We start from the raw sequence: 16,635 nt of genomic DNA, 5'->3' as shown, positions 1-16,635 counted from the left end.
AAGTAGATAATATCTTAATAAAATTTATATAAATCATTATCTTAAATTTGACGATCGTCAAATTTAAGGCATAAAAATACCGGCATTAGGCCGGTATTTTTAGTGGGATTAACCCTTAGCTCTGTTGTTCACGGGCAATGGCGCGATAGCCAATATCAGTACGGAAATACACATCATCCCAATGGATTTCATCAACCAATTGATAAGCGGCTTTTTGTGCTTCGGTCACTGTGTTTCCTAAGGCTGTAGCGCATAACACGCGGCCGCCATTAGTGACTACATGTCCGCCTTTCATTTCAGTACCGGCGTGGAAGACCTTGGCATCATGATTACCTAGGCTTAGGCCGTCAATCACATCGCCTTTGCGGTAGTCATCAGGGTAACCGCCAGCGGCTAATACGACACCGACTGCGGCGCGCTCGTCGTACTCGGCGGTAACTTTATCCAGCTCGCCGCGGGTTGCTGCTAAACAGAGTTCAACCAGATCTGATTTTAAGCGCATCATAATAGGTTGGGTTTCTGGATCGCCAAAGCGGCAGTTGTATTCCAGTACCTTGGCGCTACCGTCTGGTGCGATCATTAGACCTGCATACAGGAAGCCAGTGTAAACATTGCCTTCAGCCGCCATGCCATCAACCGTTGGGCGGATAACATTAGCAATCGTCCAATCGTGTACGCTTTGGGTGACCACGGGCGCAGGGGAGTAAGCGCCCATGCCGCCAGTGTTTGGACCGTGATCGGCATTATCGCGAGCTTTATGATCTTGGCTAGTCGCCATGGCAAGGATATTTTTGCCATCGACCATCACGATAAAGCTGGCTTCTTCGCCTTTTAAGAATTCTTCGATAACCACGCGAGAACCCGCATCACCAAACTTGTTGCCCGCGAGCATATCATCAATTGCAGCATCAGCTTCGGCTTGGTCTTGGGCGATAATAACGCCTTTACCTGCGGCTAAACCGTCAGCTTTGATTACGACTGGGTAACCCGTCTTGCCCGTCAGTTCGCGCACGAAGGCTTTAGCGTCTTGGATTTCGGTACAGTTTTTATAACCCGCGGTTGGGATATTGTGGCGCGCTAAGAAGTCCTTAGTGAAGGCTTTAGAACCTTCTAACTGCGCAGCCGCTTTGGTTGGGCCAAAAATGGACAGACCCGCAGCGTTAAAGGCATCAACCACACCTAATACCAGCGGAGCTTCTGGGCCAACGATGGTGATTTCGATCTGATTGGTTTTAGCAAAATCGAGCAGGGCAGGAATGTCAGTTGCACTGATATTTAAGTTTTCAAGCTTTGGTTCGAGAGCTGTGCCCGCGTTACCCGGTGCAACATAAACTAGTTCGACCTGAGGTGATTGTGCCGCTTTCCAAGCTAGGGCATGTTCGCGGCCGCCGCCACCAATAACTAATACTTTCATGTTAAGTCATCCCTTTGAGTTTTAAATTCTTGTGGTTAGATACTTATGTTCACTGAGTGCGATAAACGAAACAGCCAGCACTTGGCGTGCTGGCTGTAGGAGGCATTAGTGACGGAAGTGGCGCATGCCAGTCATTACCATGGCCATGCCGTGCTCGTCGGCCGCGGCGATGATTTCAGCATCGCGCATTGAACCACCTGGCTGGATGATGCAGCTGATGCCTGCTGCCGCTGCGGCATCGATACCGTCGCGGAACGGGAAGAAGGCATCTGACGCCATCACAGAGTTCACCACTTCTAAGCCTTCATCGGCAGCCTTGATACCCGCAATCTTAGCGCTGTAGACGCGGCTCATTTGGCCTGCGCCGACACCGATAGTCATGCCGTCTTTAGCGTAAACAATCGCGTTAGATTTAACGAACTTAGCCACTTTCCAGCAGAACATTAAGTCCTTCAGCTCGCTCTCGGTCGGTTGACGCTTAGTCACGACTTTAATGTCATCTAAGCCAACCATGCCTTGGTCGCGGTCTTGCACCAGCAGGCCACCGTTTACGCGCTTATAGTCTAAGGTCTTGGTCTTAGTATCCCATTGACCGCACTCTAACAGACGCACGTTGGTTTTCTTGGCCACTACATCGCGGGCACCTTGGCTCACGACTGGCGCAATAATCACTTCAACGAATTGACGCTCAACGATAGCGCTAGCGGTTGCTGCATCTAACTCGCCGTTGAAGGCGATAATGCCGCCAAAGGCTGACGTTGGGTCAGTTTGATAGGCGCGGTTATAGGCATCGAGCAAGTCTTTACCCAGTGCAACACCACATGGGTTAGCGTGTTTAACGATAACGCAGGCGGGCTCGCTGAACTCTTTCACACACTCAAGGGCGGCATCGGTATCGGCGATGTTGTTGTAAGACAGTGCCTTACCTTGCAGTTGAACGGCAGTTGCGACTGAGGCTTCGTCGATCTTAGTGTCAACATAGAAGGCCGCAGTTTGGTGGCTGTTTTCACCGTAACGTAGATCTTGCTTCTTCACTAATTGAGTGTTGAAGGTGCGTGGGAACTTTGAGTCTTCGAAGCACTCATCAGTGCTATGCGCTGGAACCATAGTGCCGAAGTAGTTGGCGATCATGCCATCGTAACCAGCGGTGTGTTCGAAGGCGGCAATCGCTAAATCAAAACGGGTTGCGTGAGTCGTGCTGCCATTGTTGGCGGCCATTTCGGCTAATACGCGATTATAGTCGGCCGCATTTACCACGATAGTCACGTCTTTATGGTTTTTCGCCGCAGCGCGCACCATAGTCGGGCCACCGATGTCGATGTTTTCAATCGCATCTTCTAAGGTGCAACCGGCTTTAGCAACAGTGTCTGCAAAGGGGTAGAGGTTAACCGCAACCAGATCGATTGCATTGATATTGTTAGCAGCCATGACATTTTCATCAAGACCGCGACGCGCCAAAATGCCGCCATGCACTTTCGGGTGCAGGGTTTTAACGCGACCATCCATGATCTCAGGGTGTCCTGTATAGTCAGATACTTCGATAACAGGCACGCCGTTATCCGCTAACAAGCGAGCGGTGCCGCCCGTTGACAGCAGTTCAACGCCTTGGGCGTGTAATGCTTTGGCGAATTCGAGAATTCCGGTTTTATCTGAAACGCTTAACAGCGCGCGACGAATGGGTCTGGCATTATTTGCAACAGTCATTTGGGTACAGGGTCCAGTTATTTTAGTTTCAAGGATCTTTCGGAAAACAGAACAACTTCTATCGGATTCTGCTTTCCAAAAGTCCCTTGGTCCTACTTATATTTTTTGTCCCAGCGTCAGGCGCGCGTATTCTACCGTAAAACTAGATTTACGGGTGTTTTTTCTGCGCGATTTCACAATATTGATATCAGAACAAAGTGGAATGATTTTTGGGCGAGGTGTAAATTTCAAAATAGCCCTTGACCTTGGAGTAGGCTCTAAGGTTTATACTCGCTTCATCATATTGATTGTCAGTGTTGCTTGAGATGATTCGAGTAAAACTGCAAAGGATTAACTATGTACCGAATTGGTGAGTTAGCCGATTTATGCGAGGTTAAGGCCGACACCCTCAGATTCTATGAGAAACACGGCCTGCTTTCGCCTTCGAGCCGTACCGACTCTGGCTATCGGGTCTATACCGATGCCGACGCGGCGCGGCTGCGTTTTATTCTGCGGGCGAAGGCGGTGGGTTTTACCTTAAGTGAAATCAGTGAGTTGTTGTCTATCGACCTCGACAAATCCAACTGGGCCTGTGCCGATGTAAAGGGCATGGTGGACCTGAAGCTGGCGCAGGTACAGGCGAAGATTGCCGAGTTACTGCATTTTCAAACCAGTTTGCAGAGCTTGTCGGATGCCTGCTGCGGCGGACCGCGTAGCGCCGAACATTGCTCGATTTTAGAGGCGCTAGAGTCGAGTACCGAGCGAGTACGCGTTGAGCATGATCATGGTGCAGTCCACAGCGCTACAACCCTAGATAAGTCAGGGAATTAATTATGTTACTGAAAAACTTTATCGATCTGTTTTTAGATTCCGCTCCTTGGCTGTTGCTTGGCTTGATTCTGGCGGGTTTACTTAAAGTATTCGTGCCTATGGCCTGGATGCAAAAGCAGCTCGGCGGACATGGCTTTAAAACTGTGGTCAAGGCAGCGTTATTGGGCGCGCCTTTACCTCTGTGTTCCTGCGGTGTGATCCCCGCTGCCGTGGGGTTGCGCCGCTCTGGGGCATCGAAAGCGGCAACCACCTCCTTTTTAGTCTCCACTCCTGAAACTGGGGTTGATTCAGTAACGGTTTCCTACGTGTTACTCGGCCCGTTTATGGCAATAGTGCGCCCAATTGCGGCGATCACCAGTGCCATTGTTGCGGGCTTACTGGTGGGACGTGATGATGACGATGGCAAACCTGCGGTTAAGGCCGAGGCCCTGTCAGACACGGCTCAGTTAGACAAGACTCAGTCAGACAAGGCATTAGCTCGCGCAGCGCCTGTCGCTTCATGCTGCGCCTCAAAATCCCCGTCGCCAGAGACAGTGGTAAAAGCCGAAGTGGTAAAAAGCTGCTGCGCCTCGACTAAGGCGCCTGCAATCACGCCGGTCAAATCTTCCTGTTGCGGCAGTGATAACGCGAAAGCGCCATCAACCGAACCGAAAATCAAAATGACACCTATGGCTAAGCCTAGTCTAATGGCGGCTGGCGGCCCAAGCATGGGGGCTGTAGGTATGGTTAATGCGGCTAAAGTCAGTGCGGTCAAGGTTGAAAATGCTGGTTCATGCTGTGGTACGCAAACTGCCGCGCCTGAAAAAATAGTCGTAGTGAAGAAGGGCGCTTGTTGTGGTAGCTCAAGCGCGAAAACGGCTGAGAGCCATCAAGCCGAAGGCGAGAGCTGCTGTGCGTCGACTCAGGATATGGCGACTGAGTTGAAGTCAGAATCTGTGATTGCGCGTATTGGGCTTGGGCTTAAATATGCGGCGACGGATCTGGTGCGTGATACGACCCTCTGGCTGCTGGTGGGTTTATTCTTCGCAGCATTAGTACAAACCTATGTTCCTGCTGACTTTTTAGCTAAATGGGGCGATGGGTTGCTGGCCATGCTGGTGATGGTACTAGTGTCTGTCCCTATGTATATCTGCGCAACGGCTTCGACACCGATTGCTGCGGGATTGTTACTCGCTGGCGTGTCCCCCGGCGCCGTGCTGGTGTTTATGATGGCAGGCCCAGCAACCAATATCGCTACTTTAGGTGTAGTGACTAAGGAGCTGGGAAAGCGTGCGCTCTACGGCTATCTTGGCGGTGTGTTAGGTGTTGCCTTAGTAGCTGGTGCCTTAGTGAACTATCTAGTGGCGAACTTTGGTTTTGAGGTAATGCCACAGATTGGCCATGAACACCAAATGCTACCAAGTTGGTTAGTGGCCACCTCGGGCATAGTACTGGCGTTGTTGATGGCGAAAGTGGTGTTTGAGAAGATCCCAAGAAGCTGGTTACGCCGCAGCGATTGCTGTTCATAGCGCTAACGCTAAATAAAAATCCCCAGCAATGACTGGGGATTTTTATGGTAAAGCCTAATGCGTATCGCTAGTGGCAAATAGCTTACTTGCGATGCTTAGTCGTTTGTTAGTTCGACTTCTTAGCATCGATAAAGGGCAGAGTGCCCGTTGGTAAGACTGTGGTTGGTAGTTTTCCATCCCATTTCTCGGCCTTGGTCAGTTCGACAAGGTTTTGATTTTGTGCCAGAGCCTCGGCGCGGCTCTTAATCGCAGAGGCTTCAGCATCCCCTTTAATCCTAATACTTTCGGCCTCAGCCTTCGCGCGGGCGAGTTGCGAGTCTGCTTCCGCTTGCGCTTGGGTCACGGCGATTTGGGCGCTGACTCTTTCTTTCTCTAGGTTTTGCAGTTGGGTTTGCACTTCAACCTCTGCGCGCATTCTGTCTTCAACAGATTTCTCATAGGCGTTGGAGAAGTCGATATTTTCAATCTGTACCGAGGTGATCTCGATTGGCCCTTTCACCGATTGGGTGATGGCATTGGTCACATCGATACCAAATTTGATCCGTTCCTGTACCACTGAAATTGCGGTGTATTTACCAAAAATGTTTTCAACTTGTGTTGGCACTTGGCGGTCGAGTAATCGCGCCACCATGGCATCGATACTTTTGAAGTTGGCATAGACTTCTTCGACCCGATCCGGCGGTACGCTAAAGGTGACTGAAGCGTTAAGTGTCGCGGGTTGTTGGTCACGGCTATAGGCTTGTAGTGAACTGTAGCTAGTCGTGTGGGTTTGGGTTGAGATTTTTACTACGGTGTCAAACATGGGCAGTTTAAACCCAAGTCCCGGCTCTGCTGTACCAATGATCTTACCGTTACGTAGAATCACCCCGCGTTCACCTTGGTCAACCGTGTACCAACTGCCAAAGAGTGAGATAAATAGGATGAGTAAAATCACTAAAGGAATGATTTTAGATAGGCCAAAGGAACTTGGCAGGTTGAGTTCATTTTTTATCATTTAGCTTCCTTTGCTAGGGTCGTCGAGATGGGGTTGGAGTGAGCGCGGATCGTGTTGATGACTATTTATATCGAGACGAAACGGTTGCTGCAAAATGTATCTTAATGGTTAACGGCTGGCAACAATCGGGTATCTAGCTTATCAATATGTGACAGTAATATCACAACTCATCCTTACACTGTAAATCTTATTGCGAATTATTCTCACCATGGCTAGAGTCCTGAGATTCAAATTCTTCCATTGCTTTCATGCGTTTATCTTTTTATAGGATATACACCGAGCATAGGCAAATGGACTCGAATGCTAACGCTTTGTGGTGAGAGGAAAACATCCCGTGTTGCAACTTATATCTGTGTTAGCGACGCTGTTGGCCTGCTTGTTATTGTATTTAACGAATAAGCAGCAAAAACTATTTGCAAGCTCCCTTCCTAAGCGGCCTTGGCGGTTACTCGCCTATGCTTTTGCCTTTGCCAGTTTACTCGGTTGGCTCAGTCTCTTTACCCTTAGCGCCGCGATTTTTATTTGGTTAGCCCTGTTGATGTTATTGACGGGGTTAGTGCCTTTTATCTCACTTTTCGGTCGGAAATAACTCATGGCACGTTTAGCTGAACAGGATAAATTGCAACCCGACTGGTGGACTAAGTCACTGGCTGGATTGATTTTAGGATTTACCTTAGCGCTTGGATTGGTGGGGTTATTTGCCTGGTTTGGCCCAGGCGGCATCGATGCCGATACTAAAGTGCAGTTCAACATGTGGCTGATTACGCCTATCTGGTTATTGATCTTAAGTTTTAGCTTTATGTTTAAAACCGGACTCAGGGCAATTGGCTACTTGGGCTTGTTTAACGTTTTGACTTATATAGTGTTATATACCTTTAGGTGACAAGGATGAAAGTTCGCAGTGATGTGTTACGTGTGTATCAGTCTATCCATATTTGGACTGGTATCATCGCGGGAATCGTATTGTTTATCGGCTTTTATGCTGGTTCGCTCACCATGTTTAAGGGGGCGATTGACGCTTGGTCAATGCCGCCAGCCCTAACTTTGCCTCAAGTGCCCGCTGACAAACTGGATGATTTAGTCGCGCAAGTGTTAGCGCAGGATGATAAGGCCAAAACCGGTTTTAGTTTGCACTTAAATGATGAACATCAATCGCCGATGACCTGGTATCAGCAGGGCTCTGAGCGTGAACTCAGCATGAGTAATCAGCTTTGGCATGCCAGTCTTGACGAAAATGGGCAGCTACTGACACAGTTAAGTACGCCCAGTGAGTTGGCTGAGCTGATTGACCAATTACATCGCACCGCGGGGATTGCCGGTGAAGTGGGTCACGATCAGGCAGGTGTCTATGTGTTGGGGATAGCCGCCGTTTTATACTTCTTAGCATTGGTTTCTGGGGTGATTTTTTTACTGCCCACCTTAACCAAAAGCTTTTTCGCCCTACGTAAAGATAAGGGCGAAAGCCGTTTCTGGCTCGATGCCCATAATTTAGTCGGTATTACCAGTCTGCCATTTCATTTAGTGATTAGCCTTACCGTGATTGTGTTTGCCTTCCATGATCAGCTTTACGATGGGCTTAAGCAGGTGGTTTATGGTGAAAAACCGCTCTTTGTCCAGCCCGCGCCTGACAGAACGCCCTATACACTTGCCGATTTGCCAAAGGTCACCACTGTGTTAGCCAAGGTGCAGCAAATCGCCCCCGATTATCAAGTGAATGAAATGACCTTTATGAACTTGGATAATTCCCGTGCGACCTTGCGCTTGGGGTTATATAACCCCAATGGTTTTATGCGTGGACCCGTTACCGATTTCTTATACCTGCATCCTTACAGTCTTAAGGTGTCCAACAGCACGATTGGCCAAAGTGATAAGGGGATTTGGGCCAGAACCGTTGCGGTATTCTTTGGATTACACTTTGGCAGTTATGGGGGCGATCTCGGGCGCTGGGTGTATTTCTTCTTAGGTTTGAGCGGCGCTTTTTTATTTTACAGTGGCAACCTGCTGTGGCTGGAAAAACGCCGTAAAAAGCAGGCCAGTGAACAAACCCGTGCTTGCCGTTTAATGGCCAGTGCCACAGTGGGGATTTGCTTAGGCTCCGTTGCCGCCTTAACGATAAGTATGTTGCTGGGTAAATGGTTTTACGCGCATGTGAGCAATATTAACCACGTCTATTTGTGGCTGTATTATCTGGTGTTTGGATTGCTGGTGGCTTACGCCTTTTGGCGTGGTGCAGCCAAGGCGGCGCTACTGATTTTGCCTTTGTGCGGCTTGGCTACATTGGCGATGCCAATCACGTCTCTAGTTGCGGTATTCGCGCCAAGTTTAGGCTTATGGGCGCCTTATTCTTCAGCGACTTTGGGCGTTGATCTGGTGGCGTTGGCCTTTAGCGGGGTGTTCTTTTATGGTTACAAGCTGACTCGCCATCGGGTGCTTAATGGGCCGCAGGACAGTATCTGGGCCATTTCCGCTACAGTGCCAGTGGCAGAACTCACCCAGCAAACATCGTAATAGCAATGGGCGCCGTTATCGACGCCCATTACTATTTATCGGATGCAGATGACTCAACATTAACGGCCCTGGACTAAGCCTTCGCTGCGGGTAGGCGAGCTTTACTTCGGGCCAGTAAGTGCGCACTGAGGTAGCAAGCCGTGACTAAAAAACTTGCGGCTAAATACAGTGGTAAGCCATGTTCTACATCATCGAAACGACTGGCGGCAACCGGACCAATAACCGAACCCACAGAATAGCTGAGCAACATAATCTGAGTGGCGGAGACGATTTGGCTGCTGGGTAAATGATCGCACGCCAGACTGATGGCGATGGGATAGAGAGCAAAGGCGCAGGCGCCGAGTAACACAAAACCCAACCATAATCCCACAAGCGATGTTTGCATCAGTAACAACAGCGCCGCAGCACCCACTAAGCAAAAGGCGGTCATCAACACACTCTTTTGAATGCGGGGAGATAAATAGCTCACTAAGGGCTGGACTATCATGCCGCCCAAGATAATTAGCGCCATAAATTGCCCGGTTTGCTGGGCAAAACCCATGTCTCGCGACACATACACAGGCAATAAGCCGTAGATGGGGCCTAGTAATAATCCCGAGACTAAACAGCCGATCACGGCGGGTTTACTTAAGGTTTTTAGGTCGGAAAGGGCAATAGCGTGTTGTTCACTGGACTGTGGTTGGCCACGTTTAACCAACAGTGCAGGCAAACTGGCGGCGGCCAGCAAACCGATCACCACCAAGTAGGGTAAATTACCCGTGGTACCTAAATAATCAACGGCGAGTTGCCCAATGGCGGTGCCACCGTAGAGGGCGGTCATATATAAACCTAAACGTTTTGCCCGTTGTTTTTGGGTATCGGCCATTAGTAACCAGGATTCAACTACCACAAAAATCCCCGCCACGGCGATGCCGGCAATCAAGCGTGCTGCTAACCAAACACTGCTCTGTGGCAGCAAAACCATCACCACAACGCTGCACAGTAAGATATTTAAGAACAAAATAAAGGCCTTACTGTGCCCTATGCGGCTGACAATCGGTGCAATACAAGGTGCGCCCAGTAATAAGCCAAGGTAGAAAATACTCGCCAGCCAAGGAGCAAGATCAAGGCTCAAATCAAAGTAAGTGAGTGAGAGTGGGATCAAACTCATCAAGTAGCCTGACGCTAAAGCAAATAGACTAAGTCCTGCCACTGGAACAAACAGCCCTGGCTTTTGATTGGGTTGAGCTAACAGCGTATTTTCCACAAGCGGTACCAAAACAGGTAAAAAAAATAAACAGAAGGCACGATTACGGTCGCGACTCTAGGCTGGATTGCTGACGGGGTAAAGTGAGTTAGATTGACTGAGATGGTGAATAATATTTGTGTTTATTATTCATATAGATATTGAAGTTTAAATGTTATTGGTTTGGGTGAAAAAGCAACATTCAACGCGTTGTTTGGTGATCACTTACTTATCAGAACGAACAAAATCTAATCTCGAAATATTAACACGCTCTAGTGCTCATAAGCTTTGTTATTAGCGATGAAAAGTCAGTGGGATGATTATCTGGATGTTATGCAATTAATTAGCATTTTATTTTGTTAAAAATTAATATTAAATTAAGGCTTTTATCACTTTGAATTACGCTGTGACTTGATCTTTGTCACAGTTTTAAATATTTATTTAGTTACAGCTTTATCAAGCTTTTGCAGTATTTTTATCCGTTTGAAAGTTTTGTTCATCACTTAAGATCAAAAATAGGTGGTTTTTATCGCGAAAATGGGTTTTTTGCGTTTTAAGTCTTAGCATTTTGTTGTTGCTACGTAGCTAAAGTACAAAATAAACTGCTTTTACTAGTGTGACCTATGCCCTAAATTTGCTAGAAAAAATAATGGTATGAAGGTAGTAGTCACCATGTCCTTAACGCAATCAACGTCGGTTCCCCCTAATCCTTTGCCCGCCAATACTGGGCTTGAAAAGAAAAATATGCTGGTCTTAATGGCGGATATTGTGCTGCTATTTGCACTGTATTACGGATTACCCTTTGAGCAGGGAGTGAATACTGGGCTTGCGATTTTAGTCTTTGCAGCCATTCTGTGGTTAACCGAAGCGATTCATATCAGTATTACTGCGATTTTAGTGCCTATTTTGGCGGTATTCTTTGGGGTATTTGAAACCAAAGAGGCCATGAGTAACTTTGCCAATCCAATTATCTATCTATTTTTCGGTGGTTTTGTGCTTGCAGCTGCATTGCACAATCAAAAGATTGATACCTTAATCGCGCAAAAATTACTGCTGGCCTCTAAAGGCAAGCTGAGTATTGCTTGCTTAATGTTGTTTGGGGTAACTGCGCTGCTGTCGATGTGGATCAGTAATACCGCAACCACGGCTATGATGCTGCCACTGGCACTGGGAATTTTGCAGCAATTAGATCGTAAAACCTATCACAGTACCTATGTGTTCCTATTATTGGGGATCGCCTATTCCGCTAATATCGGCGGTATTGGTACTTTAGTCGGCAGTCCGCCCAACGCGATTGCCGCAGCGCAGGTGGGGTTAAGTTTTAGCGATTGGCTAAAATTTGGCATTCCAACCGTGATCTTAATGCTCCCTATGATGCTCATTGCGCTCTATTGGTACTTTAAGCCAGACTTGTCGGCTAAATGCGAGCTTGCACTTGAAGATCAAAAGCTCACGTTCCAAGGAAAACTGACGCTGGTTATTTTCCTTGCGACCGTATGTTGCTGGATTTTCAGTGTGCCGTTGGCAAAAGCACTTGGCGGAATAACTCAGTTTGATACCGTCGTTGCACTCGGTGCTGTGGTATTACTGGCGGGGCTCGGTTTAGTTGGTTGGAAGAAGATTGAATCGACCACTGACTGGGGCGTATTGATTTTATTCGGTGGCGGTTTGACCTTGAGTGCCGTGCTCAAAACTACCGGTACCAGTGTGTTCCTCGCGCACTGGATGACGGATATTTTTGGCAGCACCCACATGTCGCTGTTTGTGTTTGCGGTGATCGCCTTTGTGGTAATGCTAACCGAATTTGCCAGTAATACCGCGAGTGCGGCGCTGTTAGTGCCTGTATTTGCGGCCATTGCCGAAGCATTGGGGGTATCCCCCGTCATGCTATCCGTGCTAATTGGTATTGCCGCATCCTGCGCCTTTATGTTGCCAGTGGCGACGCCGCCTAACGCCATTGTTTATGGCTCTGGCCATATCAAGCAGTCGGAAATGGTACGAGTGGGCATGATAGTTAACTTCCTCAGCATGATAGTGCTGGGCATTATTGCTCACACCTTCTGGGAAGTGTAATTGCCTCTGATTCATCCAAATAAAAATACCCAGCTTAGCTGGGTATTTTTATGGGCGAAGCACACATTAACTATAACGTTTTAACCATTGATCGAACGCTGGCTTAGGTAAGGCGCCAGCTTGCTGCGCGAGGAGTTGTCCCTGCTTGAAAATCATTAAGGTGGGAATGGAGCGTATATTAAATTGAGCCGCAAGTGCTTGTTGTTCTTCAGTATTGATTTTACCGAAGCGGAATCTTGGCTCCCATACTTTTGCGGCCTCAGAAAATATAGGCGCAAAACTCTTACAGGGACCGCACCAGCTGGCCCAAAAATCAACAACTAAGGGCAACTCTGATTTATGGGCATGATTGATAAAATTGGCACTTGTGAGTTCAATCGGAGTCGCCGCAAACAGATTCTGTTTGCATTTGCCGCAGGTCGGCTGCTCAGTTAACCGCTCTTGGGGTACGCGGTTTAAGGTGTCACAGTGGGGGCAAGCGATAATCATAATCTGGCTCCTAAGCTCGGGGATGATCTAGATATGGGGTTGAATAAGTGGAATTTAAAGGAGGATAGGATCAAGCAAGATTGGTATAAGCCACAAAATCCCCACTGCACGCCGACAAGTAGGAGTGCCGATGTTAGAATAAGCACTTTGATAAATCACTGTGTTAAGTGAAGAGTAAGAGATTAATTAAATGACTGAATTAGAAATAATCGATCTGGTTGTCGGTGATGGAAAAGAGGCCGTAAAAGGCGCGTTGATCACTACCCAATACCGCGGTTTTTTGCAAGATGGTACGCAGTTCGATTCCTCCTATGACCGTGGTCAGGCATTTCAATGTGTGATTGGGACTGGCCGAGTGATTAAAGGTTGGGACCAAGGGATTATGGGGATGAAAGTGGGCGGCAAACGCAAGTTATTGGTGCCAGCTCATTTAGCCTACGGCGAGCGCCAAGTTGGGGCTCATATCAAACCCAATTCTGATCTTACTTTTGAAATCGAATTGCTTGAAGTACTGACTCGCGACTAAGTATGACAAGATAGTAAGACTCTGTATAAGCTCGATAGGGCGAGTATGATCTAGGGTCTTCTCGTCCTTCTCACTATGTCACTTCGGCATTGTTTGTTTTACACTGGACGAGGTTTCCCCACGTTAAGGAAAGAGATTTTTCTGTGGCATCGGATACGGCAGCAGAACAGATTAAGCAACTTCAGGCCGAAATTGCACAGCTTAAACGTGAAAACGCTCAATTAACGGCGTTGAATCGTCGTGCCGAAGAGAAACTATTCGCCGCCCTTGATGGCAATGGTTTGTGCTTATGGGAACAGCATATTCCAAGTGGGAATTTAACCATTTTCAATATGCGCTGGGGCGAAATGCTTGGTTTTAGCCCCGATGAGTTAGCAGCCCATGTTGATATCTGGAAAAGCAAATTACACCCAGAAGATAAAGACTGGGTAATCCAAGCCTTTGAAGATCATGTGAATGGCAAGGCCGATTATTACCAGGCCGTGCACCGAATGCTGCATAAAGATGGCAGCGTTACTTGGGTGTCGGATCGGGGTCGCATTGTAGAACGTTTACCTGATGGTACACCGCTGCGGATGATGGGCAGCCATATCGATATCACCCAAGAAAAGCGTTATGAACTCGATTTAGCGCTACTCGCCCATAGCGACCCACTTACCAACCTGATGAATCGCCAAGCTATAGCCAAGGCCTTCGATGAGTGCTTGCAGCCCGGCATGAGTGGTGCGTTATTTTTTATCGATCTTGATGGTTTTAAAGCCTTAAATGACCGTTACGGCCATAAATTTGGCGACAATTTATTAGTGCACGTTGCAGATTCTTTGGTCGCTCATTCGGGGGAGCAAGCGAAGATCGCACGGTTGGGTGGTGATGAGTTTGTGATCATACTGCCATCCACCGAGATTGAATCATTAAGCATGCTTGCACAATCCTTGCTTGATGTTTATCGACAGGTTTTTTTACTTGAAGGTCATGAAGTGGCGATTGGACTGAGCATCGGCATTGATATTTTTAGTGATGGTGATAGTTTTGCTGAAAGTTGCGAACGTGCAGACGCCGCCATGTATCGCATTAAACATCAAGGGAAAAACGGCTACAGCTTCTCTCGTTAAGAGCATTATTGAGCGCTAATGGGCAGCATCGCGCCTTGCTTGCGCGCCTCTATAAAGTGATATTTCACTGCTCACAACTCCATACCTCAACAGCGGCATCTTGCTTATTTGGAGGGCCAAGCCAATGACTCATGGCTTGGCATTGCACTTTACCAGTGGCGTTGGCGAAACACAGCTCAAAATCTCCCGCTTCGGGGATGCGACCTAAGCGTAATTTGGGCAGCACGGGCAGCTTAGGCTGATAATGCCAACTTCCATTGTTAAACACCGCATCATCTGGGATTTCCATACCCGCACCAGTGCCTTTCACTCTGGCTTCAACTAACACTAAGCCTTGCGGTGTGAGCTGATAGTCTTCTTCCCAGCGAATTTTTTCGATGCTGTGGTTCCACGCGAGGGTGAACTGCTCTGTGGGCACTTGTGCCCACAGTGTGCCAGCTAGGCCTAAACATAGACCTAGCATGTTATTGCCTTACCTTCGCATAAAATTCCAAAACATTACCCCTGCTCGGCAAGACGTTTCAGTTTGCGGGCTCTGAGGCTGTGCTGCACGATAAACAGTAGCGCCAGTCCAAAGCCAATTTCATCACTGAGCGGGGTGGCAAGGATCAAACTGGCTCCAGCGAGGAAGCCGATAACCCGTTCCCACCAATAGAGTTTTTGTAGCAGGTAGCCGGTAAAGACCACTCCCCAAATCCCAATCGCGACAGTGACTTTGATCAGCACATAAATAGTGGCCAACCAGCTATCGCTTTGCAGCATTAGTGCTGGATCGTAAACCGCCATAAAGGGGATAACAAAGCCTGCGATAGCAATACGAATCGCCCACAAACTGATCTTAAGCCCCGACTCCTTTGCAATCGGCGCGGCCGCAAAACAGGCTAAGGCAACGGGTGGCGTTAAGTCAGCCATAATCCCAAAATAAAACACAAACATATGGGAGACGATCAGCGGCACGCCTAAATCCAGTAACGCCGGTGCGGCAATTGAGCTGGTAATAATGTAGTTAGGGATGGTGGGTATTCCCATGCCTAATACCAGACAAGTGAGCATAGTTAATACTAAGGATAAGAACAGGTTATCCTGCCCGACAGCGAGAATATAGCTGGCAAAAGTGGAGGCTATTCCCGTGAGCGAGACAATACCGATGATCACTCCCACTAAGGCGCACGCAATCCCAACTGGTACGGCATGGCGCGCACCTTCGACCAATGCATGTAAGCAAATGGTCAGAGTATCTTTACCGCCCTTGATAAACCAACAGATGGCCACGAGTATGGCAATGACTCCAAATACTACGCCAATCCCCATCTGGAAGAAGCCCGCGCACAGCACGCCAAGGGCAATCCAAAAGGCAAAACGCAGGGCATTAGAAGGCAGGCGCAGCACAATGGCTGAGCCTAAGATCACTATCGAGGTCAGCGCTAAACCGACCATGCCCGAGAACAGCGGTGTTCTGCCAGAAAACAGCAAATAAACCAAAATAAACAATGGAATAAGCAGATACCAACGCGCTTTAACCGCCGCCCAAGGATCGGGACATTGATCTTTAGGCAAGCCACAAAGATTGGCGCGTTTGGCTTCTAAATGCACCATCCAAAAAACGGAGCAAAAATACAGTAACGCTGGCAGCAAGGCGGCTTTGGCGATTTCAATAAACGGCACGTTAATGGTTTCGGCCATGATAAAGGCCACCGCGCCCATAATCGGCGGCATGATTTGGCTACCCATACTGGAGGTCGCTTCAACACCACCGGCAAAGGCGGGGCGGTAACCAAAGCGTTTCATCAGAGGAATGGTAAATTGTCCAGTGGTCACCACGTTGGCGACGCCTGATCCTGTGATTGTTCCCATCATCGCCGAGGAAACCACGGCGACTTTGGCCGGGCCACCCAGTTTATGGCCGAATAAGCCCATCGCAAAATCGGTAAACAAACGGATCATGCCTGCTTGTTCTAAAAAGGCACCAAACAAAATAAACAGGAAGATATAAGTGGCCGACACATAAGTTGGAGTGCCATAAAGCCCCTCGGTGCCAAAGGATAACTGGTTGATAATTTGGTCAACGCCATAGCCGCGGTGCATTAAGTCGCCGGGGAGGTATTGGCCGAATAAGCCATAGGCTAAGAAAATACAGCAAATGATCGGTAATGCCCAACCCATCACTCGTCGCGCGGCCTCAAACACTAAGACAATCAACACCACGCCAATCACCATATCGGCATCGGTTAATTCACCCGAACGTTGGATCAGATCGGCCTCAAAAATCCAT

At 48.3% G+C, this 16,635-nt stretch carries 15 protein-coding genes; 8 read left to right on the top strand and 7 right to left on the bottom strand.

The features are described from left to right. Window positions 1–115: 115 nt before the first annotated feature. Together purD and purH are read right to left on the bottom strand one after the other, a co-directional pair. A complete protein-coding gene (gene purD, locus L976_RS05965) occupies window positions 116–1,414 on the bottom strand; it encodes a phosphoribosylamine--glycine ligase (protein WP_047535152.1) in 1,299 nt (432 codons plus the stop codon). Between the two features lie 105 nt (window positions 1,415–1,519). Beyond that, window positions 1,520–3,118 (bottom strand): bifunctional phosphoribosylaminoimidazolecarboxamide formyltransferase/IMP cyclohydrolase, encoded by a 1,599-nt coding sequence (gene purH / locus L976_RS05960; protein ID WP_023268923.1) that lies wholly within the window; start codon window positions 3,116–3,118, stop codon window positions 1,520–1,522. 336 nt (window positions 3,119–3,454) lie between these two features. Between purH and zntR the strand changes: the two genes are divergently transcribed. Together zntR and L976_RS05950 are read left to right on the top strand one after the other, a co-directional pair. Then, on the top strand, window positions 3,455–3,928 hold the full coding sequence (gene zntR, locus L976_RS05955) for a Zn(2+)-responsive transcriptional regulator (protein WP_047535147.1): 474 nt from the start codon (window positions 3,455–3,457) through the stop codon (window positions 3,926–3,928). Window positions 3,929–3,930: 2 nt separating this feature from the next. Continuing rightward, entirely contained in the window at window positions 3,931–5,436 is a 1,506-nt protein-coding gene (locus L976_RS05950; protein WP_047535144.1) for a permease, read from the top strand. A 106-nt stretch (window positions 5,437–5,542) separates the two neighbouring features. Here L976_RS05950 and L976_RS05945 read toward each other — a convergent pair whose 3' ends face one another. Continuing rightward, window positions 5,543–6,430 (bottom strand): prohibitin family protein, encoded by an 888-nt coding sequence (locus tag L976_RS05945; RefSeq protein ID WP_037413580.1) that lies wholly within the window; start codon window positions 6,428–6,430, stop codon window positions 5,543–5,545. A 334-nt stretch (window positions 6,431–6,764) separates the two neighbouring features. Here L976_RS05945 and L976_RS05940 point away from each other — a divergent pair, with 334 nt between their 5' ends. The 3 genes from L976_RS05940 to L976_RS05930 are packed head-to-tail and all read left to right on the top strand — an operon-like array spanning window position 6,765 to window position 8,938. Next, window positions 6,765–7,019: a hypothetical protein gene (locus L976_RS05940; protein ID WP_047535141.1), complete on the top strand. Its 255-nt coding sequence runs from the start codon at window positions 6,765–6,767 to the stop codon at window positions 7,017–7,019. A gap of 3 nt (window positions 7,020–7,022) precedes the next feature. Continuing rightward, a complete protein-coding gene (locus L976_RS05935; RefSeq protein ID WP_047535138.1) occupies window positions 7,023–7,313 on the top strand; it encodes a hypothetical protein in 291 nt (96 codons plus the stop codon). 5 nt (window positions 7,314–7,318) lie between these two features. Further along, entirely contained in the window at window positions 7,319–8,938 is a 1,620-nt protein-coding gene (locus L976_RS05930; protein ID WP_047535135.1) for a PepSY-associated TM helix domain-containing protein, read from the top strand. A 73-nt stretch (window positions 8,939–9,011) separates the two neighbouring features. On the opposite strand, the gene L976_RS05925 is transcribed toward L976_RS05930, so the two are convergent. Continuing rightward, window positions 9,012–10,184, bottom strand: a complete 1,173-nt coding sequence (locus tag L976_RS05925) for an MFS transporter (RefSeq protein WP_047535132.1) — start codon at window positions 10,182–10,184, stop codon at window positions 9,012–9,014. A gap of 651 nt (window positions 10,185–10,835) precedes the next feature. Here L976_RS05925 and L976_RS05920 point away from each other — a divergent pair. Then, the gene (locus L976_RS05920; RefSeq protein ID WP_047535129.1) at window positions 10,836–12,236 is read left to right on the top strand and encodes a DASS family sodium-coupled anion symporter; all 1,401 of its coding nucleotides are present in this window, start codon (window positions 10,836–10,838) and stop codon (window positions 12,234–12,236) included. A gap of 66 nt (window positions 12,237–12,302) precedes the next feature. Here the strand turns inward: L976_RS05920 and trxC are convergent, their stop codons facing one another. Then, window positions 12,303–12,725, bottom strand: coding sequence for a thioredoxin TrxC (gene trxC / locus L976_RS05915; RefSeq protein ID WP_047535126.1), 423 nt, complete (start codon window positions 12,723–12,725; stop codon window positions 12,303–12,305). 190 nt (window positions 12,726–12,915) lie between these two features. Between trxC and L976_RS05910 the strand changes: the two genes are divergently transcribed. Both L976_RS05910 and L976_RS05905 read left to right on the top strand, forming a co-directional pair. Continuing rightward, window positions 12,916–13,251: an FKBP-type peptidyl-prolyl cis-trans isomerase gene (locus L976_RS05910; RefSeq protein ID WP_011070807.1), complete on the top strand. Its 336-nt coding sequence runs from the start codon at window positions 12,916–12,918 to the stop codon at window positions 13,249–13,251. A gap of 143 nt (window positions 13,252–13,394) precedes the next feature. Then, entirely contained in the window at window positions 13,395–14,363 is a 969-nt protein-coding gene (locus L976_RS05905) for a sensor domain-containing diguanylate cyclase (protein WP_037427374.1), read from the top strand. A 64-nt stretch (window positions 14,364–14,427) separates the two neighbouring features. Here the strand turns inward: L976_RS05905 and L976_RS05900 are convergent, their stop codons facing one another. Both L976_RS05900 and L976_RS05895 read right to left on the bottom strand, forming a co-directional pair. Further along, on the bottom strand, window positions 14,428–14,826 hold the full coding sequence (locus L976_RS05900) for a DUF1850 domain-containing protein (protein ID WP_047535123.1): 399 nt from the start codon (window positions 14,824–14,826) through the stop codon (window positions 14,428–14,430). A gap of 35 nt (window positions 14,827–14,861) precedes the next feature. After that, a partial coding sequence (locus L976_RS05895) for a TRAP transporter permease (protein ID WP_047540182.1) occupies window positions 14,862–16,635 on the bottom strand: 1,774 nt, incomplete at its 5' end.

The sequence above is a fragment of the Shewanella sp. ZOR0012 genome (assembly GCF_000798835.1).
GTDB classification, from domain to species: domain Bacteria; phylum Pseudomonadota; class Gammaproteobacteria; order Enterobacterales; family Shewanellaceae; genus Shewanella; species Shewanella xiamenensis.
This window is presented reverse-complemented; position numbering and strand designations above follow the sequence as displayed.

What these genes read in the sequence shown, in the direction of transcription:
- purH (WP_023268923.1), bottom strand. Translation starts at nt 3,118, where the DNA reads ATGACTGTTGCAAATAATGCCAGACCCATTCGTCGCGCGCTGTTAAGC.
- purD (WP_047535152.1), bottom strand. Translation starts at nt 1,414, where the DNA reads ATGAAAGTATTAGTTATTGGTGGCGGCGGCCGCGAACATGCCCTAGCT.
- L976_RS05930 (WP_047535135.1), top strand. Translation starts at nt 7,319, where the DNA reads ATGAAAGTTCGCAGTGATGTGTTACGTGTGTATCAGTCTATCCATATT.
- L976_RS05920 (WP_047535129.1), top strand. Translation starts at nt 10,836, where the DNA reads ATGTCCTTAACGCAATCAACGTCGGTTCCCCCTAATCCTTTGCCCGCC.
- L976_RS05945 (WP_037413580.1), bottom strand. Translation starts at nt 6,430, where the DNA reads ATGATAAAAAATGAACTCAACCTGCCAAGTTCCTTTGGCCTATCTAAA.
- trxC (WP_047535126.1), bottom strand. Translation starts at nt 12,725, where the DNA reads ATGATTATCGCTTGCCCCCACTGTGACACCTTAAACCGCGTACCCCAA.
- L976_RS05950 (WP_047535144.1), top strand. Translation starts at nt 3,931, where the DNA reads ATGTTACTGAAAAACTTTATCGATCTGTTTTTAGATTCCGCTCCTTGG.
- zntR (WP_047535147.1), top strand. Translation starts at nt 3,455, where the DNA reads ATGTACCGAATTGGTGAGTTAGCCGATTTATGCGAGGTTAAGGCCGAC.
- L976_RS05910 (WP_011070807.1), top strand. Translation starts at nt 12,916, where the DNA reads ATGACTGAATTAGAAATAATCGATCTGGTTGTCGGTGATGGAAAAGAG.
- L976_RS05935 (WP_047535138.1), top strand. Translation starts at nt 7,023, where the DNA reads ATGGCACGTTTAGCTGAACAGGATAAATTGCAACCCGACTGGTGGACT.
- L976_RS05900 (WP_047535123.1), bottom strand. Translation starts at nt 14,826, where the DNA reads ATGCTAGGTCTATGTTTAGGCCTAGCTGGCACACTGTGGGCACAAGTG.